We start from the raw sequence: 21,242 nt of genomic DNA, 5'->3' as shown, positions 1-21,242 counted from the left end.
TCCCGCTCCGGCAGCCTGGATCTACTTGCTCAGTTCCTGCATGATCTCGCGCATCAGGTTGGCGGTCTCGGACGGCGTCTTGCCGACCTTCACGCCGACGGCCTCGAGGGCCTCCTGCTTCGCGGCCGCGGTGCCGGACGAGCCGGACACGATCGCGCCCGCGTGGCCCATCGTCTTGCCCTCCGGCGCGGTGAAGCCGGCGACGTACCCGACGACCGGCTTGGTCACGTTCTCCTTGATGAACGCGGCCGCCCGCTCCTCGGCGTCACCGCCGATCTCGCCGATCATCACGATCGCGTCGGTGTCCGGGTCGTCCTGGAACGCCTGCAGCGCATCGATGTGCGTCGTCCCGATGATCGGGTCGCCGCCGATCCCGATCGCGGTCGAGAACCCGAAGTCCTGCAGCTCGTACATCATCTGGTAGGTCAGCGTGCCCGACTTGGAGACCAGGCCGATCCGGCCCTGGCCGGCGATGCTGGCCGGGATGATGCCGGCGTTCGACTCGCCCGGGGTGATGATGCCGGGGCAGTTCGGGCCGATGATCCGGGTCTTGCCGGACGCCTGCGCGGCGGCGAAGAACGCGGCCGTGTCGTGCACCGGCACGCCCTCGGTGATCACCACGACCAGCGGCACCTCGGCCTCGACGGCCTCCAGTACGGCGTCCTTGGTGAACTTCGGCGGGACGAAGATGACCGACACGTTCGCGCCGGTCTCCTTGACCGCGTCGGCGACCGTGCCGAACACCGGAACGGCCTTTCCGTCGAAGTCCTGGCTCTGGCCCGCCTTGCGCGGGTTCACGCCGCCGACGATGTTGGTGCCCGAGGCGAGCATCCGGGTGGTGTGCTTGGTGCCCTCGGAGCCGGTCATGCCCTGGACGATGACCTTGCTGTCCTTGGTCAGGAAGATAGACATTGTTCGGCGATCCCTTACTTCGCAGCCAGCTCGGCGGCGCGCTTGGCGGCGCCGTCCATCGTGTCGACCCGCTCCAGACCGGCCAGCCCGGCCTCGTCGAGGATCCGGCGGCCCTCCTCGGCGTTGTTGCCGTCCAGCCGCACGACCAGCGGCTTGGTGACGTGCTCACCGCGGCTCGCGAGCAGCTCGAAGGCCTGGACGATGCCGTTGGCGACCGCGTCACAGGCGGTGATGCCGCCGAAGACGTTCACGAACACGCTCTCCACCTGCGGGTCGGAGATGATGATCTCCAGACCGTTCGCCATCACCTCGGCCGACGCGCCGCCGCCGATGTCGAGGAAGTTGGCGGGCTTCTGGCCGCCGAACTCCTCACCGGCGTACGCGACCACGTCCAGGGTCGACATGACCAGACCCGCGCCGTTGCCGATGATGCCGACCGAGCCGTCCAGCTTCACGTAGTTCAGGCCCTTGGCCTTGGCCGCCGCCTCCAGCGGGTCGGCCGCCGAGACGTCCTCGAACTCGGCGTGCTCCGGGTGCCGGAAGTCCGCGTTCTCGTCCAGCGTGACCTTGCCGTCGAGCGCCTCGACGTTGCCGTCCTCGAGCTTGACCAGCGGGTTCACCTCGACCAGCGACGCGTCCTCGCCGATGAACACCTCGTACAGCTTGACGATCTCCGGGACGACGGCGTCGATCACGTCGGCCGGGTACTTCGCGGCCTCCGCGATCTCCCGCGCCTTCGCCGAGTCCACACCGGTCGCCGGGTCGATCGAGATCTGCGCGACCGCGTCCGGGTTGGTGTGCGCGACCTCCTCGATCTCCATGCCGCCGGCGGCGGAGGCGATGCAGAGGTAGTTGCGGTTCGCCCGGTCGATCAGGAACGAGAAGTAGTACTCCTCGCCGATCGCCGCGGCCGGGACGATGTTCAGGATCTTGACGACGTGACCCTTGATGTCCAGCCCGAGGATCTCGCGGGCCTTCTCCTCGGCCTCGTCCGGGCTCGAGGCCAGCTTGACGCCGCCGGCCTTACCGCGCCCACCGGTCTTGACCTGGGCCTTCACGACCACCCGGCCGCCGATCTTCTCGGCCGCCGCGCGCGCTTCCTCCGGAGTCGTGACGACCGCACCCACGGTCGTCCGCACCCCGTGCTTGGCGAAGACCGTCTTCGCCTGGAATTCCATCAGATCCACGAGTGTGGTCCCTCTCTCGCCGGTACGGATTCCTGACACTAGCCACCTTCGGGCCGGCAGCGACAGCCGGGGTACTGGCTGAGACGACTGTCACAGCCCTCCCGCCGGTCGTGCGAGGCTGGTTGGCATGACCGATCCTGAGAGCAGACCAGCTGACGACTGGTGGCGTAGCGCCGTCGTCTACCAGGTGTACCCGCGCTCGTTCTCCGATGCGGACGGTGACGGGACCGGCGACGTGAACGGCATCCGGGCCCGGCTGCCGTACCTCGCCGATCTCGGCGTCGACGCGATCTGGATCAGCCCGTGGTACCCGTCCCCGCTGCTCGACGGCGGGTACGACGTCGCCGACTACCGCGACATCAATCCGGACTTCGGCACCCTCGCGGACGCGGACGCGCTGATCGCCGAGGCGCACGCGCTCGGCCTGCGGATCCTGATCGACCTGGTGCCGAACCACTGCTCCTGGGAGCACCCGTGGTTCAAGGCCGCGCTGGCGGCCGGCAAGGGCTCCCCGGAGCGCGACCTGTTCTGGTTCCGCGACGGCAAGGAGGGCGGGCTCCCGCCGACCAACTGGCCGGCCGCGTTCGGCGGCGGCGCCTGGCAGCAGACCAGTGCCGACTCAGGGGACGGCCAGTGGTATTTGCACCTGTTCGACATCTCGCAGCCGGACTGGAACTGGGACCACCCGAAGGTGATCGAGGAGTTCGACGCGATCCTGCGGTTCTGGTTCGACCGCGGTGTCGACGGCTTCCGGATCGACGTCGCCGACTCGATGGCCAAGGATCCCGCGATGCCGGACGTGGAGCTGCTGCACAACGGTGAACCGACCCACGAGAAGTACGTCGGCCACCCGTTCTACGACCAGCCGGGCGTCCACACGATCCACCAGCGCTGGCGCGCGATCGCGGACGAGTACGCCGATACGCCGCAGGGCCCCCGGGTGTTCGTGGCGGAGGCGTGGCTGTCGCCGGCCGAGCGGCTGGCGCAGTACGTGCGGCCGCACGAGCTGCACTCGGCGTTCAACTTCGACGCCCTGCGCGCCGCCTGGGACGCGGCGGAGCTGCGCGAGGTCGTCGACCACACGACCGACAACCTGTGGGCGGTCGGTGCGCCCGCGACCTGGGTGCTGAGCAACCACGACACGATCCGGCACCGCACCCGGTACGGGCGTGACCACAAGGACGCGCTCGCGGGTGCGGGCGTCGTACCGACCGACCTCGCGCTCGGGCTGCGCCGGGCCCGGGCCGCCGCGCTGCTGGAGCTGGCGCTGCCCGGCGGCGCGTACATCTACCAAGGTGACGAGCTCGGACTGCCCGAGGTCGAGGACCTCCCCGAGGAGGTGCTGGACGACCCGACCTGGGAGCGCTCCGGGCACACCGTCCGCGGCCGCGACGGCTGCCGGGTCCCGATCCCGTGGTCAGGTTCCGAGCCGCCGTACGGCTTCGGCCCAAGCTCCGGGCAGCCGTGGCTCCCCCAACCCGCCGACTGGGCGAGCCTGACCGCCGAAGCACAGACCGGCGACCCCGGCAGCCACCTCAGCCTCTACAAGGACGCGCTCCGGATCCGGCGTGAACACCCGGCGCTCGGCGAGGGCCGGCTGGTCTGGGACGAGGACGCCCCCGGCGGCGTCCTCTCGTTCACCCGCGACCCTGGCTTCCGGTGCGTGGTGAACCTCGCTGAGACCACGGTTCCGCTCCCGCCCCACAGCAAGGTTCTGCTCAGCAGTGAGCCGCTGACCGGTGCCGGGCTACCGCCCGACACCAGCGTCTGGCTCGAGGAGTAAAGCCGCCGTCACGTGGCTGCCGGTGACCCCGCATCGACCCGTCCGGTCGGTGCGGCCACCGGCGGCTCCGGCTTCCGCCGGCCGACCAGCAGTCCGACGACGATCAGGGCGAGACCGAGGACCAGCAGGATGAGCGGACCCCACAGCTGGATCCAGTCGAGCTTGAGCGCAGCATCGTCCGCCTTGGCCGCCGCGTCCGCGACCGACGCCTGGGTTTCAGTGACATCGACAGCCAGGACCGGGAGCAGCGGGAGCGCGTTGTTGCCGAGCAATACATTGGCGATCACGGAGCGGTTGATCTTGGTGTCGAGCGGAGCGCCGAGATCAGTGTCGGCCCACACGTCGTACGTGCTGGTGGCGGTGTAGCCCAACGGCACCTGCGCCGGCAGCGCGGCCACCAGCGGAGCGAGCTGCTGCTGCGTCTGCGTCGGCAGCAGCGCGAGCAGTCTGGGCGCCAGCGTCCTCGGCAGCGAGGTCGGCAACTGCTGCTGCAGCGCAGGGTCCGCGAGCGGGCCGGACGCGGTCGCTCGGTAGTGGTACGTCGTGCGCCCCGCGCGGTCCTCGGTACCGATGTAGGTGACCGGAACAGCCTTCCGCGTCATGGTGTCCCAATAGGTGTAGACGTCGGACGACGCCTCCGGGTCGACCGGCAGCGTCACGGTCAGGCCATGGTGCTGCTCGACCTGGATGCCGTTGATCGGATCGGTCTCGGTCATCGTCGTCCGGTCGACGGCGTACGTGTGGTTGCTCTGTGACGACGACGGGCCGGCCTTCAGGGTCCCGTCGTCGTGGACGATGGCGGTGTCACTGTCGGAGTCACTGACATAGACATGGCGGTCGAGAGTGACCGGGATGTCCCGGGCGAGCGCGTTGGCCACGTCACCCGATTGCAGGGCCGCGGCGTTCAGCACGGTGCCTTTCCCGCTGTACGTCGTGGTGGTGTCGGTATCGCTCGGCAGCTTCGTCGCGGCCGGTGCGACCACGAACCTCAGCACTGCCGCCAAAATCAGCAGCAGCACTCCGAATCCGATCAGAATCCATGCTGTTCGTCGCATGATGCCCCCTGATTGCGACCGCCCCCAGGCGGCCCGGTGTGTGCCGTGGCGGATTCCGCCGTCGATCCCCTGAGGCATCGTCTCAGTGGCGCACCGGCCGGCACATCCGCCTGTGCGGATGAACGCGACGCGCTGCGTCCTCAGGTGCCGCCGTCCTGTGAACACACGAAAGGGCCGGGACCATGGTCGGCCCCGGCCCTTTCGTGTCGTTCACCTAGCGGTAGCGCTCGCGATCGCGGCGGTCCCGGTCTTCCCGGTCCCGCCGGTCACGGTCCTCGCGATCGCGGCGGTCCCGGTCCTCCCGGTCCCGCCGGTCACGCTCCTCCCGGTCCCGGCGATCCTGGTCGCGCCGGTCCCGCCAGCTCACTTCACGCCACCTGCCGTGAGGCCGGCGACGATACGGCGCTGGAACAGCAGGACGGCGATCACGAGCGGGATCGTGACCACCACACCGGCGGCCATCTGGCTGCCGAACGGTTGGTCGCGGCCCGTCGTCCCGGTGAACTGCGAGACGATCACGTTCGCCGTCTGGATCGACTTCTTGTTGGTCATGCTCAGCGCGATCAGGAACTCGTTCCAGGCCGCGATGAACGTGATGATCGCGGTGGTGAACACACCGGGCGCCGCCAACGGGATGATGACCTTGCGGAACGCCTGGGCCGGCGTACAGCCGTCCACCATCGCGGCCTGCTCGAGCTCCTGCGGCATCTGCCGGAAGAACGCGGTCAGGTTCCACACCGCCAGCGGCAGTGCGAACGACAGGCTCGGCACGATCATCGCCTGGTAGGTGTTGATCCACTTGATGTCGACGAACAGCTTCAGCAGCGGCACCACCAGCGAGATGCCCGGGAACATCGACGTGGTGATGATGATCGCCAGCACGAGGTTCTTGCCCCGGAAGTCGAGCCGGGCCAGCGTGTACGCCGCGATCATGCCGATGACCAGCGTCAGGATCGTCACCGAGCCGGCCACGATCAGGCTGTTCAGCAGACCACGGGGGAACCCGTTGTTGCCGCTGAACACGTCCTTGAAGTTCTGGATCGAGAACGGCGACGGGATCGGCGCGTTCGAGAACTGGTCGGCCGGCCGGCGGAACGCCGAGACGACCATCCAGTAGAACGGCGCCAGGCAGTAGATCACGATCAGCGCGACGCCGAGCAGCGGCAGCCAGCGCTTGACCCAGCCGGACTCGGCTGCCCGGACCTGAGCCGCGTCGGCCCGGGGCTGTGCGGTTGCGGTAGCCATCAGACGTTCCCTCCAGTACCCGGACCGGCTCCCGCGGCGACGACGGCCCGCGCGGCTGCCGTATCCGAGTTGCGGTTCTTCTTCCGGCGCCCGCCGCCGGGCTTCTTGGCCCGGGCCTCACCGATCACGTCGGCGCCGAGGATCTTGACGAACAGGTAGGCGACCACCGCGACGTACAGGAACAGCAAGGTCGCGTAGGCGGCGGCCGGGCCGTATCTGACGTTTGACGCTTCGTCGTAGGCGAGCATCGAGAGCGACTCGACCGAGTTCTTGTGCGCACCGACCAGCACGAACGGCAGGTCGAAGATCCGCAGCGTGTCGAGGATCCGGAACAGCACCGCCACCAGCAGCGCCGGCTTCACCAGCGGCAGCGTGATCCGGGTGAAGGTCTTCCAGGCGTTCGCACCGTCGACCTTCGCGGCCTCGTAGACCTCGGCCGGGATGGTCTGCAGCCCGGCCAGGACCAGGAGGCCGATGAACGGTGCGGTCTTCCAGGTGTCGGCGATGACGACCGACAGCTTCGACTGCCAGCCCTCGGTCGACCACAGCACCTGGGTGCCGATCAGAGTATTGGCGATGCCGTCTGCCTGGAAGATCCACTTCCAGAGCAGCGCCGAGATGACGGTCGGGATCGCCCACGGGACCAGGATGCTGGCCCGGACGATGCCGCGGCCCTTGAAGGCCTTGTGCATGATCAGCGCCATCGCGACACCGAGGGCGGTCTCGAGGATCACGCAGACCACGGTGAAGAGCGTGGTGTTGTAGAACGCGTTCCAGAACCGGTCGCCGGTCTCACCCTTGAAGATGGCGGTGTAGTTGTCGAGCCCGACGAACGTCGAGCCCTTGACGATGAACCCGTTCTCGTCGATCCGCTGGCCGCTCTGGTAGAGCGAATCCCGCAGCGCGGCCATGATCGGGAACAACACGACGACGCCCAGGACGAGCAGCGTCGGGGAGAGCAGGGTCGCGGCCAGCCGGCCGGTGCCCTCGTCGAACCGTTGCTGGCGCTTCGGCTCCTTGACCGGCCGTTCCGCGACCGGCGTACTTGCAGTCACCTGTGCCTCCTTTGCTTCCCGGCCGGAGCCGGGGCAGGGACTGGCCGGGGCCGGTGCGTGGTCATAACCTCCCCACACACCGGCCCCGGCACGACGGTCATTGCGTGATGAGCGATTCGAGCTTGGTCTGCAGGCCGGACAACGCCTGATCCGACGTCTGCTTGCCCGTCAGCGCGTCGTACGCGGCCTGCTGGATCGCGGCCGTGACGTCGCCGTACTTGACCACCCGCGGGCGCGGCTGCGCACCGAGGATCGACGCCTTCAGCGGCGCCAGGTACGGGAACTGCTTGTTCAGCGCCGCGTCGTCGTACAGGGACTGCCAGGTCGGCGCCTGCGACGTCTTCTCGATGTTCGCCTTCTGGCGTTCTTCGCTCGCCATGAAGTTGATGAAGTCGATCGCGGTGGCCTTGTTCTTCGCGAACGAGCTGATCGCGTAGTCGTGACCACCCAGCGAGGAGACACCGGCGCCGGACTTGCCCGGCAGCGGCGCGACCGCGAACTTACCGGCGATCTTCGACGAGCCGTCGGTCTTGTTCGCCAGCGAGTAGACGTACGGCCAGTTGCGCAGGAAGAGCAGCTTGCCGTCCTGGAAGGCGCGCCGGCTCTCCTCCTCCTTGTAGGTGATGGCGGCCTTGGGGAAGGCACCCGTCTTGAAGCCGTTCACCAGCTCGTCGAGACCGGCCTTGGCCTCGGGGGTGTTGACGTTCGGCTTGCCGTCCTTGCCGACGACCTCGCCGCCGGCCGAGTTGATGGCCTCGGAGAAGTTGACCGTCAGGCCCTCGTACTTCTCGAACTGACCCGAGTAGCAGCTCATGCCCTTGCCCTCGGGCAGCGCGGCCACCTTCTGGCAGGCGGCGAGCATCTCGTCCCAGGTCTTCGGGGCCTCCGCAATACCGGCCTTGGTCAGCAGGTCCTTGCGGTAGTAGAGCAGACCACCGTCGGAGGTGACCGGCACGCCGTACAGCTTGTCGCGGTACTTCGCCGTCTCCACCGTCGCCGGGATCAGCTTGCCCAGGTCGGGAACCTTGTCCTCGGGGATCTGGGTGATCCACTGGTTCGCGGCGAACTCCGACGTCCACACGACGTCCATGTTCAGCACGCTGAACGCGTCGGACTGCGCCTGCGCGTTCTGCACCATCTGCTGGCGCTGTGCGTCGGCGTCCTCGGGCAGCTCCTTCAGCTCCACCTTCTCGTTCGGGTGCGAAGCGTTCCAGGCGTTGAGCTGGTTCTGCAGGTTTCCGGACGTGTCCTTGCCGGTGGCGAAGGTGATCGGTCCCCGGCCCTCGAGCGCTCCGGCCGAGCTGCTGCCCCCGCCGCTGCTGCTTCCGTCGTCGCCACTACCACACGCGGTGGCGAGCAGCGCGAAGCTGCTTGCGACGGCGACGAAAGCCGTCCTGCGTGCGTGTGATCGTTCAAACCTCATCGTTTACCTGCCCTCTCCCGATGGGACTCGCTTGGGTCCTGCGTCAGTAGGTCGCAGTCCCCCACCGCACTGCGATCCGCCCTGTCCGGACAGTAACCGAGAACGGGCCGATGTGTTCTGAGCCACACACAACCCGGCCGGACGGTCTCTGAAACGGACAGCCGCATGGCTGTATGCGACCGCGTTTGGGAAGCCCGCACAACCGGGTATTTCTTAACGATTCGGTATTACCGATTAGTAACCTGACTGAACAGGGCATGACTGTTCAGAACGACTCCGGGCAGTCGTCATCACGCTCCGGAGTGACGCGGAACCAGCCCGAGGGGTCAGGCCGAGGTCGCCGAGGCGTCGCCGACGTTGCTGCGCACCCAATCGACGATTTCGGTGGTCGTCGCGCCCGGGGTGAAGATCTTGTGCACCCCGAGTTCGGCCAGCGGCTGCAGGTCGGCGTCCGGGATGATGCCGCCGCCGAACACCACGATGTCCTCGGCGTCCCGCTCGGTCAGCAGCTCACGGACCCGCTTGAACAGGGTCATGTGCGCGCCGGACAGCACCGACAGGCCGATCGCGTCGGCGTCCTCGGCGATCGCGGTCTCGACGATCTGCTCCGGGGTCTGGTGCAGACCGGTGTAGATGACCTCCATGCCGGCGTCCCGCAGGGCGCGGGCGACGACCTTGGCACCGCGGTCGTGACCGTCCAGACCGGGCTTGGCGACGACGACGCGCAACGGGCTCGTAGCAGGCATGGGGGCAGGCTAACCGCTGGCGTTCCTCACGGATAAGACACAGAGGCGTGTGTTCCCCCACACGCAGGACGGGAACCGGTTACCTTGGAAGAGATCGGACCACCGGGGGGTCTGGTTTGGTGAGGAGTCGCCATGAGCACCTGGCAGGACGAGGTCCGCGGCGCGCTGGACGGGCTCGCGTACGGCGCCCGCTCGGCCCTCTCGCCCAGCGTGCTGCAGGGAGCGGCGGTCGAGATCGGCTGGCTGACCACGCATCTGGCGATGTACCCGCTCGGCCTGGTCCGCGGCGCCCCCGACCTGCCCGCGCGGCTGAACCTCGCCGGCCTCGGCCCGGCCCAGCGCGGCCTGCTCGTCAGCGACGTCCGGGCCGCCGGTACGCCGATCCTGCTGGCGCACGGGATCATCGACAACCACACGATCTTCGCGCTGATGCGGCGGCAGCTGATCCGTCGCGGGTTCAGTCGCATCCACGCGTTCTCGTACTCACCGCTGACGCTGGACGTCCGCCGCACCGCCGAGCGGATGGGGCGGGAGATCGAGGCGATCTGCGAGGCGTCCGGGTCGGACCAGATCCACGTCGTCGGGCACAGCCTCGGCGGGCTGATCGCGCGGTACTACGTCCAGCGCCTGGGCGGCGACGCCCGGGTGCACACGTGCGTCACGCTGGGCACGCCGCACCAGGGCACCGTCGCCGCCAAGCTGCTGCCGTGGCCGCTGGTCAAGCAGGTCCGGCCGGACAGTGAACTGATGGCGGAGCTGGCCGAGCCGGCACCGGACTGCGACACCCGGTTCGTCGCGTTCTACAGCGACGTCGACCAGCTGATCGTGCCGCAGCGCAGGGCCCGGATCCGTCACCCCGACCTGACGGCGAGTAATGTCCGGGTGCACGGCGTGGGCCACCTGTCCTTGCCGTTCCACGGCGAGGTCGTGCACCGCATCACCGGGGTACTGGCCCACCTGGACGAAGAGCCCAAAACTGCCTGATCAGGAAGCTTCCTGGGCGCTTCCGGCGGATGCACGTGCAGCGGCTCATGCAAAAGTTTCGTGAAGGAGCCGCGGAAAAGGGGGTGGCGGGGTTTGTCACCCCGTGACCCTTCCGTTATGGTCTGTGAGTCCTCCCGGGGAATAAACCCTCCGGGGGCTGCAAGAGAAGCTTCAAGCCCCTCCCCTGTGACCGAAAGGCCACGTTGTGTCCCAGCACCGTGCCGCGGGCGACCGCGTCACGCCCGGCAATGCTGCGCGCAAGCCAGGCGCAGGACGTCAGAGTGCAAAACATCGCGTTGCCAGGCGTAATACCCCCAGCAGTACCCAGATCGTCGGATTGACCGCCGCGCTCGCCGCGGCAGCCGGAGCTGTCGGCTTCAGCCACAGCGCCCTGTCGTCACCGACCCAGGCCAACTCCGCGGTGAACCTCGCCGCGCTCAGCCTGGACAGCGGTCAGCAGCTGTCCGGTATCACCACGGCACGCATCCAGGCGCGCCAGCTCGCCACCCGTGACTCCTCCCGGGTCCAGCTGGCCGACACGACCACCACCAAGAAGCAGTCCGCCGCGGCGAAGCTGGCACAGGCCCGGGCGGTGAAGCTCAGCGCCACCCAGGCCCTGACCGCCAAGCGGGCGAGCGCACTGGCCGCCGCGAAGGCAAAGACCGAGGCTGCCCAGCAGAAGCTCCGCGAGTCGGCCACCCGCTGCGAGATGATGATCTCCGGTTACCACATCACCGCGACGTTCGGGCAGGGCGGCAGCCGCTGGGCCCGCAACCACACCGGCACCGACTTCGCCGCCCCGATCGGCACCCGGATCGGGTCCGTGATGAAGGGCGTCGTGATCTTCGCCGACTGGGCCGGTCCGTACGGCCGTCAGGTCCAGGTCCGGCACGAGGACGGCACCGTCACCTGGTACAACCACATGTCGAAGTTCAGCGTCGAGGTCGGCGAGACCGTGTACGCCGGCGACGAGGTCGGCCGGGTCGGGATGACCGGCAACACCACCGGCCCGCACCTGCACTTCGAGGTCCGGCCGGACGGCGGCGAGCCGATCAACCCGATGCCGTGGCTGCGCAACCACTGTGGCCTGAACCCGTAACGACTCCCTGACTAAGCTGCTGGCATGCGTCCGGCAGTTGGTGAGGTTCTGCATTTCTCCGAGGATCCGACGATCGAGATCTTCCGGCCTTACGTCGCCAGGACCGGCGGCAAGATCACCCCGTACGTCTGGGCCGTCGGCCACGACCGGGCCCCCGACTACTGGTTCCCGCGGCAGTGCCCGCGCGCGATGGCCTGGGTCGGGCCGAACACCACTCCCGAGGACCGCGACCGGATCATCGGCGCCGGATCCGGCACCCGTGTGCACGCCGTCGAGTACGGCTGGCTGGACGCGATCCGCTCGGTCGAGCTCTACGCGTACCGCCTGCCTGCCGCCGATTTCGCCGAGCACGACGCCGCGGTCGTCGCCCGCGTCGACGTCCGGCCGATCGGTCCGCCCGAGCGCGTCGGCGACCTGTTCGCCTTGCACGAGGAAGCCGGGATCCAGTTGCGGGTCCTGCAGCGGCTGCACGACTTCTGGGCCGCGGTCGTCACCAGCACCCTCGAGTTCAGCGGCATCCGGCTCCGCAACGCTCAGCCATGACGTACGGCGAGGTGGCCGAACAGGCCTGGTCCTGGACACTGAGCCAGGTCCGGTGGGGCGACGAGGGCCCGTGGATCCCTGATTTCGGCGGCAGCGACACCCCCGACAAGTACCCCGAAGGCATGCACAGCGGCGTCGGCGGGCTCGCGCACGTGCTGGCGGAGATCCGGCTGACCCGCGCGTGGACCCAGGCCGAGCAGGACCTCGCGACGGCCATTGCGGACCGGGTCCGCGCAACGATTCCGACGACCGCAGTGACCACGTTCTTCGACGGACTGGTCAGCTCGATCGGGGTCTTCACCGCACTCGACGAGCCAGGAACCGGCGCCGCGCTCGCACGCCTTCAGTCCCTTGCGACTAGCAACGGCTGGCATGAGAGCTTCCTCGACGAGCCGCGGTACGCGCCCGATGCGGTCGGCAACGACGTGACGCTCGGAACCGGCGCGATCCTGCTCGGGGCCCTGTGGGCGACCCGCCGCGGTGACGACGCCTCGGCGCTCGCCGACCGGGCCGCGGACCTGCTGCTCGACGAACGGGAGGAGCTGCCGACCGGGCTCAACTGGCAGTTCGTGTCCCGCCGGTTCCGGACCGACGAGCCGACCGAGATGCCGAACTTCACGCACGGGCTCGCGGGAATCGCGGCGGTGCTCGCGCTGGCCGGGACCGAGCTCGGCCGTCCGGAGCTCGTGGACGCGGCGCGGCGGGGCTCCGAGCATCTGGTGACGATCGGGATCACCGACGAGCGCGGGTTCCGGGTGCCGCGGGTGATTCCGTGGGCGGAGCGGCACGGCGACGAGTTCACCGCCGTCACCGTCGCACCGAGGACCTTGGCGATCTGCACCGCGAACGTGCCGACGCCACCGGCCGCGCCGTTGATCAGCACCTGCTGCCGCGGCCGGATCTTCGCGGCGTCGCGGAGACCCGTCAACGCGGTGTTCGCCGCGAGCGGCAGCGCGGCCGCCTCCTCGAAGCCGAGGCCGGCCGGTTTCGCCGCGACCCGGTCCTGCGGCACGGCGACGTACTCCGCGAACGCCCGCGGCGCCTCGCCGTACACCTCGGCGCCCACCTGTACGTCGGTCACTCCCGGGCCGACCGCTTCCACCCGGCCGGCGAAGTCCGTGCCGCGGATCGTGACGTTCGGCCGCCGCAGGCCGAGATCGGCGGACGGGCGGGCGATGTACGGATCGCCGCGGAGCACGTGCCAGTCGCGCGCGTTGACCGAGGCGGCGTGCACCCGCACCAGCACCTCACCGGCGGCCGGCTCGGGCGTCTCGACGTCGGCGAACGCCAGAACGTCGGGTGATCCGTACTCGTGCTGAACGATGGCCTTCATCCCGTCCCCCTTACAACGTAAGTCTCCTTACGGCGTAAGGTTGCCTTACGCCGTAAGGGACGTCAAGGGCCCGGCGCGGTCAGCGCCGGCGGTCGAGACCGTCGAGCAGCAGGTCGAGGGCGAACTCGAACTCGGCCTGGTCGTCGCACCAGCCGATCGTGCCGGCCGGGTCGTCGTGCGCGATCTCGGCCATCATCCCGGTCAGGTGCGGGACCTGATCGGCCAACTCCCGGAGCATCCGCTCGGACGCCGGGCTCGCGCTCGCGGCCGGATCGAACAGTTCCTGGGAGAACCCGAGAGCCCTGCTGCCCAAGGCATGCAGCGCGTGGTGGGCGAGGTCGTACGAGAACCCGCCGGCGCGCATCAGCCCGACCAACCGGTCGTGATACCGGACCACCGCGAGGCTCATGGTGGGCCGCGTCTCGAACAGCCGCGGCGCCCACGGGTGCTGCAGCATGACTTCGCGCGCCGACAGGATCCGGCGCCGCATCGCCTGCTGCCAACTGTCGCCCGGTACGGCGGTCCGCTCGACGCGCTCGTCGATCTCGGCCATCACCAGGTCGACGAGACCGTCGAGCAGATCGCCCTTGTTCGCGACGTGGTGGTAGAGCGACATCGCCTCGGCGCCGACCGCCTCGCCGACGCGGCGCATCGTGACCGCCTCGAGCCCGTCGGCGTCGGCGATCGCGACCGCGGCCCGGAGCAACAGCTCGCGACTCAGCGGCGCCCGTGGCTCGGAGTTCGCCTGTGACACCTGGATTCCCTTCCGACGCTGGGCTTACAGCGTAAGGGAAGGGTCAGCGCTGCCAGACCTCGGCGGTGGTCAGGAACGCCGACGAGCCCGGTTTGTCCGGTGAGCCGTCGACCTGGACGAAGCCGGGGACCGAAGCGCCGCCGATCGACACCGTAGCGGCGCGGACCGGGGCGATCACCAGGCTGAGGCTGTGGTTGCCGTCGGCGAGCTGGAAGTTGTCGGTCGCGAACAGCCGGCGGTCGAGGACGCCGCTCATCTCGATCTGGATGTCCGCGGCCTTGGCGCTCAACCCGTCGGCGAGGTTCATCGAGACCTGGACCAGGTCCCGCTCGACGGCCGGCTCGTGCCACGGCAGGCCCTGGACCTCGAGGAACGAGCGGACGAAGTACGACTCCAGCCAGGCGGCCAGGTCGGGATCCTCGGACACCACCCGGACGATCCCGTCGAACCACAGCACCACCGCCGTACCGGAGCCGCGGATCGACCAGTCGACCATCCAGATCGACGCGTACGCCGTGACCTTGCCCTTCTCGTCGAACAGCCGCAGCCCAGGATTCGCTCCCGCCAGGATGATCCGGCGGTTGCTGGCCGACGACTTGGACATGGGGGCCGCTTCCGGGAGTGGGCCGAAGATCCTTGATTGTCTCAATCTCCGGGTCAGATGCAACGCACCCGTCCAAGAAGTTGACTAGATCTTCTCCACCGGTGCGTAGCGCAGGAGCAGGCGTTTGACGCCCTCGGAGCCGAAATCGATGTCTGCCTGGGCCTGCTGACCCTCGCCGCGGACCACCACGACGGTGCCCATCCCGAAGCTGTCGTGCACCACCCGGTCGCCCGGGTTGAGGCTGATCACCGGCTTGTCGGAGGCCGTCTTGCGGGCAGGCTCGTACCGGCTCGGGATTCCGCTGCCGCGGCTCGTGCCGGTCCCCGACCAGCGGGTGATCGCAGACTCGTCCCGGCGCCAGTCGAGCAGCTCGGCCGGGATCTCCTCCAGGAACCGCGACGGCGGGTTGTGCTGCGGGGCGCCGTACGCCGAACGCACCGCGGCGCGCGAGATCGCCAGTCGTTGCCGAGCGCGGGTGATGCCGACGTACGCCAGCCGGCGCTCCTCCTCGAGCTCCTTCAGGTCGGTCAGCGACCGGGAGTGCGGGAAGACGCCGTCCTCCATGCCGGTCAGGAACACCACCGGGAACTCCAAGCCCTTCGCGGTGTGCAGCGTCATCAGCGTGACCACGCCGCCGTCGTCCGCCGCGTCCGGGATCTGGTCGGCGTCGGCGACCAGCGCGACCCGCTCCAGGAACGCCTGCAGGTCGGCCGCCTCGCCGGCCGCGGTCCGCTCCTCGACGAACTCGCGCGCCACCGAGATGAACTCGTCCAGGTTCTCCAGGCGGGTCTCGTCCTGCGGGTCCGGCGACTTCTGCAGGGTCTCGTAGTACCCCGAGCGGTGCAGCGCGACGTCGAGGATGTCGTCCGGCGGCGCGCCCGAGTCGACCATCGCGGTCAGCTCGTCGAGGATGTCGACGAAGGCCTGCACGGCGTTCACCGACCGCGACGCCATCGCCGGCGCGTCCTGGGCCCGGCGCATCGCCTGCGCGAACGAGATCCGGTCCCGCTGCGCGAGCGCCTCGATCGCGGCCTCGGCGCGATCGCCGATCCCGCGCTTGGGCTCGTTCATGATCCGGCGCAGCGAGACGGTGTCCTCCGGGTTCACCAGCACCCGCAGGTACGCGAGCGCGTCGCGGACCTCCTTGCGCTCGTAGAACCGGACGCCGCCGACCACCTTGTACGGATGGCCGGTGCGGATGAAGACCTCTTCGAACACCCGCGACTGCGCGTTGGTCCGGTAGAAGACCGCGACGTCCGACGGCTTCACCCCGTCGGCGTCGGCCAGCCGGTCGATCTCGTCGGCGACGAACTGCGCCTCGTCGTGCTCGTTGTCGGCGACGTACACCGCGATCTGCTCGCCCTGGCCCTGGTCGGACCACAGGTTCTTCGCCTTGCGGCCCTCGTTGCGCGCGATCACCGCGTTGGCCGCGGTCAGGATGGTCTGGGTGGAGCGGTAGTTCTGCTCCAGCAGGATCGTCTCGGCGCCGGTGAAGTCCTCCTCGAAGGCGAGGATGTTGCGGATCGTGGCGCCGCGGAACGCGTAGATCGACTGGTCGGAGTCGCCCACCACCATCAGCTCCGCCGGCGGCGCCGTCGGGCCGTTGCCATTCTGATTGTTGTTGGCCGGGTCGTCCTCGCCGCAGAGCTCGCGGATCAGCGTGTACTGCGCGTGGTTGGTGTCCTGGTACTCGTCGACGAGCACGTGGCGGAAGCGGCGGCGGTAGTACTCCCGGACCTCGGGGAAGGCCTGCAGCAGGTTGACCGTGGTCATCAGCAGGTCGTCGAAGTCGAGCGCGTTCGCCTGGGCGAGGCGCTCCTGGTAGATCCGGTAGCACTCGGCATACGTCTGCTCGAGGTGGTTCTCCGCCTTCGACGCGGCCGTCTCGTGGTCGACCAGCTCGTTCTTCTGGGCGCTGATCCAGTTCAGCACGGCGCGCGGGTTGTAGCGCTTGACGTCCAGGTCGAGCTCGCGGCAGACCAGTGTCATCAGCCGGCGCGAGTCGGTGTCGTCGTAGATCGAGAACGTCGAGTTGATCCCGAACCGCTTGATGTCGCGGCGGAGGATCCGCACACAGGACGAGTGGAACGTCGAGACCCACATCAGCTTCGCCCGCGGCCCGACCAGGTCGACGACGCGCTCGCGCATCTCGGCGGCGGCCTTGTTGGTGAACGTGATCGCCAGGATCGAGCCGGGATGCGCGTCGCGGGCCGCCAGCAGGTAGGCGATCCGGCGGGTCAGCACCCGAGTCTTGCCCGACCCCGCACCGGCCACCACCAGCAGCGGCTTGCCGGCGTGCACCACGGCGGCGCGCTGCTGCGGGTTCAGCCCGTCGAGCAGCGCATCCGGGTCGGTCCGGGACGTCTTCGGCTCCTCCAGCGGCACCGGGAGCTCATCAGGCGAGAACAGCGTAGTCATCACCCAACACCTTAGGCGCTCCCGCCGACAGTTACCGAAAACCGGTTCGAACCGCGCGTCCGGAGCTGCCAGGATCGGCCTCATGGATGCCTCCGAACTGCGGTACGACGACCTGGTGGACCGGGTCGAGGTCCTGTACTACGACCGGCAGTACCGCGCGGCCGCGGACCTGGTGGACGCGGAGAGCGACGGCCTGGAGGCGTGGGCCGCCGAACTGGCCCACGTTAAGGCGTGCCTGCTCGGCGTATCCGGCGACGCCGACGGGGCTCTGCAGGTCCTCCGCGAGGCGAGCGCGGCGGGTGGGTGGTGGCGGTCCACCATCCTCACCGAGGACGACGACCTGGCCGGGTTGCAGGACCGCCCCGAGTTCCAGGAACTGGTCAGCGTGTCCGAGACCCGCGTGACCGACGATCCGGCTCCCCCGGTGATCGATCTGCCGGATCAGGCGGCGGTGGGGGTGGTGGTGGCGTTGCACGGGGCCGGGCAGACGGCCAGCCATGCTCGGCGGGACTGGGGTGGAGTGCTGGAGCACGGCTACGCACTCGTCTGCGTCCAGTCGTCCCGCCGCATGTCCCCGATGTACCGCACCTGGCCCGACCGCGACCAGGCCGCGGCAGACATCGCGGCGGCGCTCACCGAAGCGCAGGCGACCGCAGGCTTGCCGGTGGTTGCGGCTGGGTTCTCGGCCGGTGGGCGGGCTGCTGTTGATTGGGCGTTGACCGGGCGGCCGGTTCCTGTTGCTGGTGTGCTTGCGATGGCTCCTGCGTTGCGGGAGTTGCCGGCGGGCGGGATGCCGTTGTCTCCGGCAACGATTTGGATCGGTGCCGAGGACGATCTGCTGGCGACGGTCGAGGGCTCGGCCGATCAGCTGAAGGGGTTCACGATCGAGCGGATCCCGAGGCTCGGGCACACGTTCCCGGCCGACTTCGCAGATCGGTTGGCGGCCGTTCTCTAGGACAGCTGCCGGGTGAGGTGCAGGACGCCGCCGGCTTTGCTCTGGGCAGACTTGCCGTCAGCAGAAAAGCTGGGATGCGCCCGGTGGCTGCGACAACCATGAACACATGGCAGAAGACATGAAACCGCCGATGTTCAACGAGGCCGCCCGGCAACGCTTGTTCGGGCAGCGGATCGTCGTCCTGGACGGCGTGCTCGACGACGACAACGGGACCCTGCTCGCCAGCCAGATCATGTCGCTGGCGGCCGAGGACCCAGACACCGACATCGCGTTGTGGATCCACTCGCCCGGCGGTTCGGTGCCGTCGATGCTGGCGATCCGGGACGTGATGCGGCTGGTGCCGTGCGACGTGTCGACGCTGGCGATCGGGCTGGCCTGCAGCGCCGGGCAGTTCCTGCTGTCGGCCGGTACGCCGGGCAAGCGTTTCGCGCTGCGGCACGCGCGGGTCCTGATGCACCAGGGCTCCGCCGGGATCGGCGGGTCCGCCGTCGAGATCGAGATCCAGGCCAACGATCTGCGGCACATCCGCGACACCGTGCTCCGGCTGATCGCCGACGACACCGGCCAGCCGTTCGCGACCGTGCACGAGGACTCGCTGCACGACCACTGGTACACCGCGGACCAGGCCCGGGAGTACGGCTTCATCGACCACATCGTCGACTCCTTCGACCAGGTCATGCCCCGACGGAAGGCGGCAGCATGAGCACGTACACGATCCCGAACGTGATCGCGCAGCACCCCCGCGGCGAGCGCATCATGGACGTCTACTCCCATTTGCTGGCCGAGCGCATCATCTACATCGGCACGGCGATCGACGCCGGCGTCGCGAACGCACTGATCGCGCAACTGCTGCATCTGGAAGCGGACAAGCCCGAGCAGGAGATCAAGATCTTCATCAACTGCGAGGGCGGCGACATGACCGCGATGCTCGCGATCTACGACACGATGCAGTACATCCAGTCGCCGATCTCGACGTTCTGCGTCGGGCAGGCGATCTCCGCCGGCGCGGTCCTGCTCGCGGCAGGCACTCCGGGCAGCCGCGCCGTACTGCCGCACGCCCGGATCGTCCTGCACCAGCCGGCCGCGCGTGGTCAGGGCACCATCCCGGACCTGATCCTGCAGGCTGACGAGGTGGTGCGGGTCCGCGGCCAGGTCGAGGAGATCCTCGCGCGGCACACCGGACAGACCGTCGAGCAGTTGCGGCACGACACGGATCGCGACCACGTGCTGACCGCGGAGGGCGCCAAGGAGTACGGCATCGTCGACCAGGTGATCACGGGGCGGGTGCCGCTCCCCGTCTTCAGCTAACCGGCGGCTTCGAGGACCTTGTCGGCGACGGCCGCGTGGTGGAGGAGGTCCGGCTGTGGGCGGCCGACCCGGTTGGTCAGGTACGCGTACGTGATCCGGCGATCCGGGTCGGCCCAGCCGATGCAGCAGTTGCTGCCGTTGTGGCCGAACGCCCGCGGGCTGCTGATTGACCCGAGCGACGACACAGCACCCTCCATCCACCGCGGCCCGCCGAGCTGGAACCCCTGGGACCACCGCACCGGCGCCCGCGCCACCGGGTCGTACTCGCCTTCGCTGCTGGGCTCGACCGCGATCGCGAGCGAGTCGGGCCGCAGCAGACGGCCCTCCAGCAACGCCTGGTAGAACGCGGCCAGGTCCCGCGCGGTCGTCGACATCCCGGCCGCCGGTACGACGGCCTCACGCGTGCTGCGCCGGTTCACGACGGACTGGATGAACGGCCCGAGCGGACCGGTCGCGCGGATCGGCACGTGCCGGCCCCAGAGCTCGGCGGGCAGGCCGAGGTACGTGTCCTCGACGCCGAGCGGTTCGAGCACGTTGTGCCGGACCAACTCGTCGATCGGCGTCCCGCTGCAGCGCCGCGCGACCTCGGCGAGGACGAACCCGAACGCCAGCGGGCTGTATGCGACGGTTCCGATCGGCCACCGCGGCGCGGTCTCCTCGATCCGCCGCAGCGAGCGGTTCCAGTCCGTCATCGCGCGGACCTCACCGACGTACGAGCCCGCGTTGGACAGGCCCGAGCGATGCCGCAGCACGTGGCGAACGGTGATCTCCCGCTTGCCGTTGTGCCCGAACTCCGGCCAGTACGCCGCGACCGCGTCGTCGAGGTGCAGCCGCCGGGACTCGACGAGCTGATGGATGACGACCGCGACGTACGGCTTGCTCGCGGAGAAGAGCCAGAACAACGCGTTCGGTGAACACCCGAAGGAGCGATCGACCACCGTCCGGCCGTCCCGGACGACGCACAGCTGCGCGACCGCGCCCCGGGCCTCGATCAGCGCGACCGCCTCCGCGAGCCGGCCGGGGTCGAGGCCGGCGTCCCGCGGGTCGCACGTACCACCGAACTCCATGAATTCCACTGTGCCCACCCAGGCAAACAGCTAGGGTCTGGAAGGTGACAGTGCCTCAGGCGGACCCGCGGCCGGACAGCGAGATCGAGCGCGTGCTGGTCGTCGTCGCGCATCCCGACGACATCGATTTCGGCGGCGCCGGCACGGTCGCGCTGTGGACCAAGGCCGGCATCGAGGTCCAGTACTGCGTGGTCACCGACGGTCAGGCCGGCGGCTTCGAGCCGGATCGGGACCGCGCCGGGATCCCCGCCGTACGACGGGCCGAGCAGACCGCCGCCGCGCAGCACGTCGGCGTCCGCGACCTGCACTTCCTCGGCTACCAGGACGGTTCCGTCGAGCCGACCCCGCAACTGGTCCGCGACATCAGCCGGGTGATCCGCACGGTGCGCCCGCAGCGGCTGCTCACCCAGTCGCCGGAGCGCTCGTGGCACCGGCTGCAGGTCTCCCACCCGGACCACCTGGCCGCGGCCGAGGCGGCGGTCCGCGCGTTCTATCCCGCGGCCGGGAACCCGTACGCCTACCCGGACCTGGCCGAGGAGGCGTGGGACGTCAGCGAGCTGTGGATGATGGACCACCCGGTCGCGAACCACTACGTCGACATCACCGACACGTTCGACCAGAAGATCGCGGCGCTGATGTCGCACACCAGCCAGCACCGCGACCCCGACGGTCTCCGGGCCGGCATCCGCACCAACTTCGCGGCCGTCGCCGCAGCAGCCGGCTTCCCGGCCAACCACTACGCCGAGGCCTTCACGGTCATCCGGGTGTGAC

21 protein-coding genes are annotated in these 21,242 nt (G+C 69.2%); 8 read left to right on the top strand and 13 right to left on the bottom strand.

Going from position 1 to position 21,242, the window contains the following annotated elements:
* Positions 1-21 precede the first annotated feature (21 nt).
* Positions 22-912, bottom strand: a complete 891-nt coding sequence (gene sucD / locus ACWEOO_RS01805; RefSeq protein WP_452141312.1) for a succinate--CoA ligase subunit alpha — start codon at positions 910-912, stop codon at positions 22-24.
* A 14-nt stretch (positions 913-926) separates the two neighbouring features.
* Positions 927-2,099 carry an ADP-forming succinate--CoA ligase subunit beta gene (sucC, locus tag ACWEOO_RS01800; RefSeq protein ID WP_452141311.1) on the bottom strand — a complete coding sequence of 391 codons (1,173 nt, stop codon included), beginning with the start codon at positions 2,097-2,099 and terminating at the stop codon, positions 927-929.
* 127 nt (positions 2,100-2,226) lie between these two features.
* Here sucC and ACWEOO_RS01795 point away from each other — a divergent pair, with 127 nt between their 5' ends.
* A complete protein-coding gene (locus tag ACWEOO_RS01795) occupies positions 2,227-3,882 on the top strand; it encodes a glycoside hydrolase family 13 protein (protein WP_452141310.1) in 1,656 nt (551 codons plus the stop codon).
* 8 nt (positions 3,883-3,890) lie between these two features.
* On the opposite strand, the gene ACWEOO_RS01790 is transcribed toward ACWEOO_RS01795, so the two are convergent.
* The 6 genes from ACWEOO_RS01790 to ACWEOO_RS01765 form a co-directional block, all read right to left on the bottom strand.
* A complete protein-coding gene (locus tag ACWEOO_RS01790) occupies positions 3,891-4,937 on the bottom strand; it encodes a porin PorA family protein (RefSeq protein ID WP_452141309.1) in 1,047 nt (348 codons plus the stop codon).
* Between the two features lie 214 nt (positions 4,938-5,151).
* Positions 5,152-5,304 (bottom strand): hypothetical protein, encoded by a 153-nt coding sequence (locus ACWEOO_RS01785; protein WP_452141308.1) that lies wholly within the window; start codon positions 5,302-5,304, stop codon positions 5,152-5,154.
* Positions 5,301-6,182 carry a carbohydrate ABC transporter permease gene (locus ACWEOO_RS01780; RefSeq protein ID WP_359938582.1) on the bottom strand — a complete coding sequence of 294 codons (882 nt, stop codon included), beginning with the start codon at positions 6,180-6,182 and terminating at the stop codon, positions 5,301-5,303. The genes ACWEOO_RS01785 and ACWEOO_RS01780 overlap by 4 nt, the downstream gene beginning before the upstream one ends.
* Entirely contained in the window at positions 6,182-7,237 is a 1,056-nt protein-coding gene (locus ACWEOO_RS01775) for a carbohydrate ABC transporter permease (protein ID WP_452141307.1), read from the bottom strand. The genes ACWEOO_RS01780 and ACWEOO_RS01775 overlap by 1 nt, the downstream gene beginning before the upstream one ends.
* Positions 7,238-7,334: 97 nt before the next feature.
* Positions 7,335-8,660, bottom strand: a complete 1,326-nt coding sequence (locus ACWEOO_RS01770) for an ABC transporter substrate-binding protein (protein ID WP_452141306.1) — start codon at positions 8,658-8,660, stop codon at positions 7,335-7,337.
* A 326-nt stretch (positions 8,661-8,986) separates the two neighbouring features.
* Complete coding sequence (locus ACWEOO_RS01765; protein WP_355473907.1) at positions 8,987-9,406, bottom strand: cobalamin B12-binding domain-containing protein; 420 nt, start codon at positions 9,404-9,406, stop codon at positions 8,987-8,989.
* Between the two features lie 132 nt (positions 9,407-9,538).
* Here ACWEOO_RS01765 and ACWEOO_RS01760 point away from each other — a divergent pair, with 132 nt between their 5' ends.
* The 3 genes from ACWEOO_RS01760 (at position 9,539) to ACWEOO_RS01750 (ending at position 12,032) form a co-directional block, all read left to right on the top strand.
* The gene (locus tag ACWEOO_RS01760; protein WP_452141305.1) at positions 9,539-10,390 is read left to right on the top strand and encodes an esterase/lipase family protein; all 852 of its coding nucleotides are present in this window, start codon (positions 9,539-9,541) and stop codon (positions 10,388-10,390) included.
* Positions 10,391-10,727: 337 nt separating this feature from the next.
* Positions 10,728-11,489 carry a M23 family metallopeptidase gene (locus ACWEOO_RS01755; protein WP_452141304.1) on the top strand — a complete coding sequence of 254 codons (762 nt, stop codon included), beginning with the start codon at positions 10,728-10,730 and terminating at the stop codon, positions 11,487-11,489.
* 24 nt (positions 11,490-11,513) lie between these two features.
* A complete protein-coding gene (locus tag ACWEOO_RS01750) occupies positions 11,514-12,032 on the top strand; it encodes a DUF6886 family protein (protein WP_359938568.1) in 519 nt (172 codons plus the stop codon).
* Positions 12,033-12,375: 343 nt separating this feature from the next.
* On the opposite strand, the gene ACWEOO_RS01745 is transcribed toward ACWEOO_RS01750, so the two are convergent.
* The 4 genes from ACWEOO_RS01745 to pcrA all read right to left on the bottom strand — a co-directional run bounded on the left by ACWEOO_RS01745 (position 12,376) and on the right by pcrA (position 17,141).
* The gene (locus ACWEOO_RS01745; protein WP_452141303.1) at positions 12,376-13,365 is read right to left on the bottom strand and encodes an NAD(P)-dependent alcohol dehydrogenase; all 990 of its coding nucleotides are present in this window, start codon (positions 13,363-13,365) and stop codon (positions 12,376-12,378) included.
* A gap of 79 nt (positions 13,366-13,444) precedes the next feature.
* Positions 13,445-14,119 carry a TetR/AcrR family transcriptional regulator gene (locus ACWEOO_RS01740; protein WP_452141302.1) on the bottom strand — a complete coding sequence of 225 codons (675 nt, stop codon included), beginning with the start codon at positions 14,117-14,119 and terminating at the stop codon, positions 13,445-13,447.
* Between the two features lie 43 nt (positions 14,120-14,162).
* Positions 14,163-14,723: a hypothetical protein gene (locus ACWEOO_RS01735; protein WP_359938556.1), complete on the bottom strand. Its 561-nt coding sequence runs from the start codon at positions 14,721-14,723 to the stop codon at positions 14,163-14,165.
* A gap of 84 nt (positions 14,724-14,807) precedes the next feature.
* The gene (gene pcrA / locus ACWEOO_RS01730; protein WP_452141301.1) at positions 14,808-17,141 is read right to left on the bottom strand and encodes a DNA helicase PcrA; all 2,334 of its coding nucleotides are present in this window, start codon (positions 17,139-17,141) and stop codon (positions 14,808-14,810) included.
* An 82-nt stretch (positions 17,142-17,223) separates the two neighbouring features.
* On the opposite strand from pcrA, the gene ACWEOO_RS01725 reads away from it, so the two are divergent.
* The 3 genes from ACWEOO_RS01725 (at position 17,224) to ACWEOO_RS01715 (ending at position 19,404) form a co-directional block, all read left to right on the top strand.
* Complete coding sequence (locus ACWEOO_RS01725; RefSeq protein WP_452141300.1) at positions 17,224-18,096, top strand: alpha/beta hydrolase; 873 nt, start codon at positions 17,224-17,226, stop codon at positions 18,094-18,096.
* 106 nt (positions 18,097-18,202) lie between these two features.
* Entirely contained in the window at positions 18,203-18,799 is a 597-nt protein-coding gene (locus ACWEOO_RS01720) for a ClpP family protease (RefSeq protein WP_452141299.1), read from the top strand.
* Positions 18,796-19,404 carry a ClpP family protease gene (locus ACWEOO_RS01715; protein WP_363710267.1) on the top strand — a complete coding sequence of 203 codons (609 nt, stop codon included), beginning with the start codon at positions 18,796-18,798 and terminating at the stop codon, positions 19,402-19,404. Before ACWEOO_RS01720 ends, ACWEOO_RS01715 begins: the two co-directional genes overlap by 4 nt.
* On the opposite strand, the gene ACWEOO_RS01710 is transcribed toward ACWEOO_RS01715, so the two are convergent.
* A complete protein-coding gene (locus tag ACWEOO_RS01710; RefSeq protein ID WP_452141298.1) occupies positions 19,401-20,471 on the bottom strand; it encodes a serine hydrolase domain-containing protein in 1,071 nt (356 codons plus the stop codon). The genes ACWEOO_RS01715 and ACWEOO_RS01710 overlap by 4 nt on opposite strands.
* Positions 20,472-20,515: 44 nt before the next feature.
* Between ACWEOO_RS01710 and ACWEOO_RS01705 the strand changes: the two genes are divergently transcribed.
* A complete protein-coding gene (locus tag ACWEOO_RS01705; RefSeq protein WP_452141297.1) occupies positions 20,516-21,241 on the top strand; it encodes a PIG-L deacetylase family protein in 726 nt (241 codons plus the stop codon).
* Position 21,242: the final 1 nt, after the last annotated feature.

This window comes from Kribbella sp. NPDC004138 (assembly GCF_053603655.1).
This window is presented reverse-complemented; position numbering and strand designations above follow the sequence as displayed.

Coding starts and splice junctions, on each gene's coding strand:
- sucD (WP_452141312.1), bottom strand. CDS start 912: ATGTCTATCTTCCTGACCAAGGACAGCAAGGTCATCGTCCAGGGCATG.
- ACWEOO_RS01720 (WP_452141299.1), top strand. CDS start 18,203: ATGGCAGAAGACATGAAACCGCCGATGTTCAACGAGGCCGCCCGGCAA.
- ACWEOO_RS01735 (WP_359938556.1), bottom strand. CDS start 14,723: ATGTCCAAGTCGTCGGCCAGCAACCGCCGGATCATCCTGGCGGGAGCG.
- ACWEOO_RS01795 (WP_452141310.1), top strand. CDS start 2,227: ATGACCGATCCTGAGAGCAGACCAGCTGACGACTGGTGGCGTAGCGCC.
- ACWEOO_RS01770 (WP_452141306.1), bottom strand. CDS start 8,660: ATGAGGTTTGAACGATCACACGCACGCAGGACGGCTTTCGTCGCCGTC.
- ACWEOO_RS01725 (WP_452141300.1), top strand. CDS start 17,224: ATGGATGCCTCCGAACTGCGGTACGACGACCTGGTGGACCGGGTCGAG.
- pcrA (WP_452141301.1), bottom strand. CDS start 17,141: ATGACTACGCTGTTCTCGCCTGATGAGCTCCCGGTGCCGCTGGAGGAG.
- ACWEOO_RS01710 (WP_452141298.1), bottom strand. CDS start 20,471: ATGGAGTTCGGTGGTACGTGCGACCCGCGGGACGCCGGCCTCGACCCC.
- ACWEOO_RS01750 (WP_359938568.1), top strand. CDS start 11,514: ATGCGTCCGGCAGTTGGTGAGGTTCTGCATTTCTCCGAGGATCCGACG.
- ACWEOO_RS01790 (WP_452141309.1), bottom strand. CDS start 4,937: ATGCGACGAACAGCATGGATTCTGATCGGATTCGGAGTGCTGCTGCTG.
- ACWEOO_RS01765 (WP_355473907.1), bottom strand. CDS start 9,406: ATGCCTGCTACGAGCCCGTTGCGCGTCGTCGTCGCCAAGCCCGGTCTG.
- ACWEOO_RS01745 (WP_452141303.1), bottom strand. CDS start 13,365: ATGAAGGCCATCGTTCAGCACGAGTACGGATCACCCGACGTTCTGGCG.
- ACWEOO_RS01760 (WP_452141305.1), top strand. CDS start 9,539: ATGAGCACCTGGCAGGACGAGGTCCGCGGCGCGCTGGACGGGCTCGCG.
- ACWEOO_RS01780 (WP_359938582.1), bottom strand. CDS start 6,182: ATGGCTACCGCAACCGCACAGCCCCGGGCCGACGCGGCTCAGGTCCGG.
- ACWEOO_RS01715 (WP_363710267.1), top strand. CDS start 18,796: ATGAGCACGTACACGATCCCGAACGTGATCGCGCAGCACCCCCGCGGC.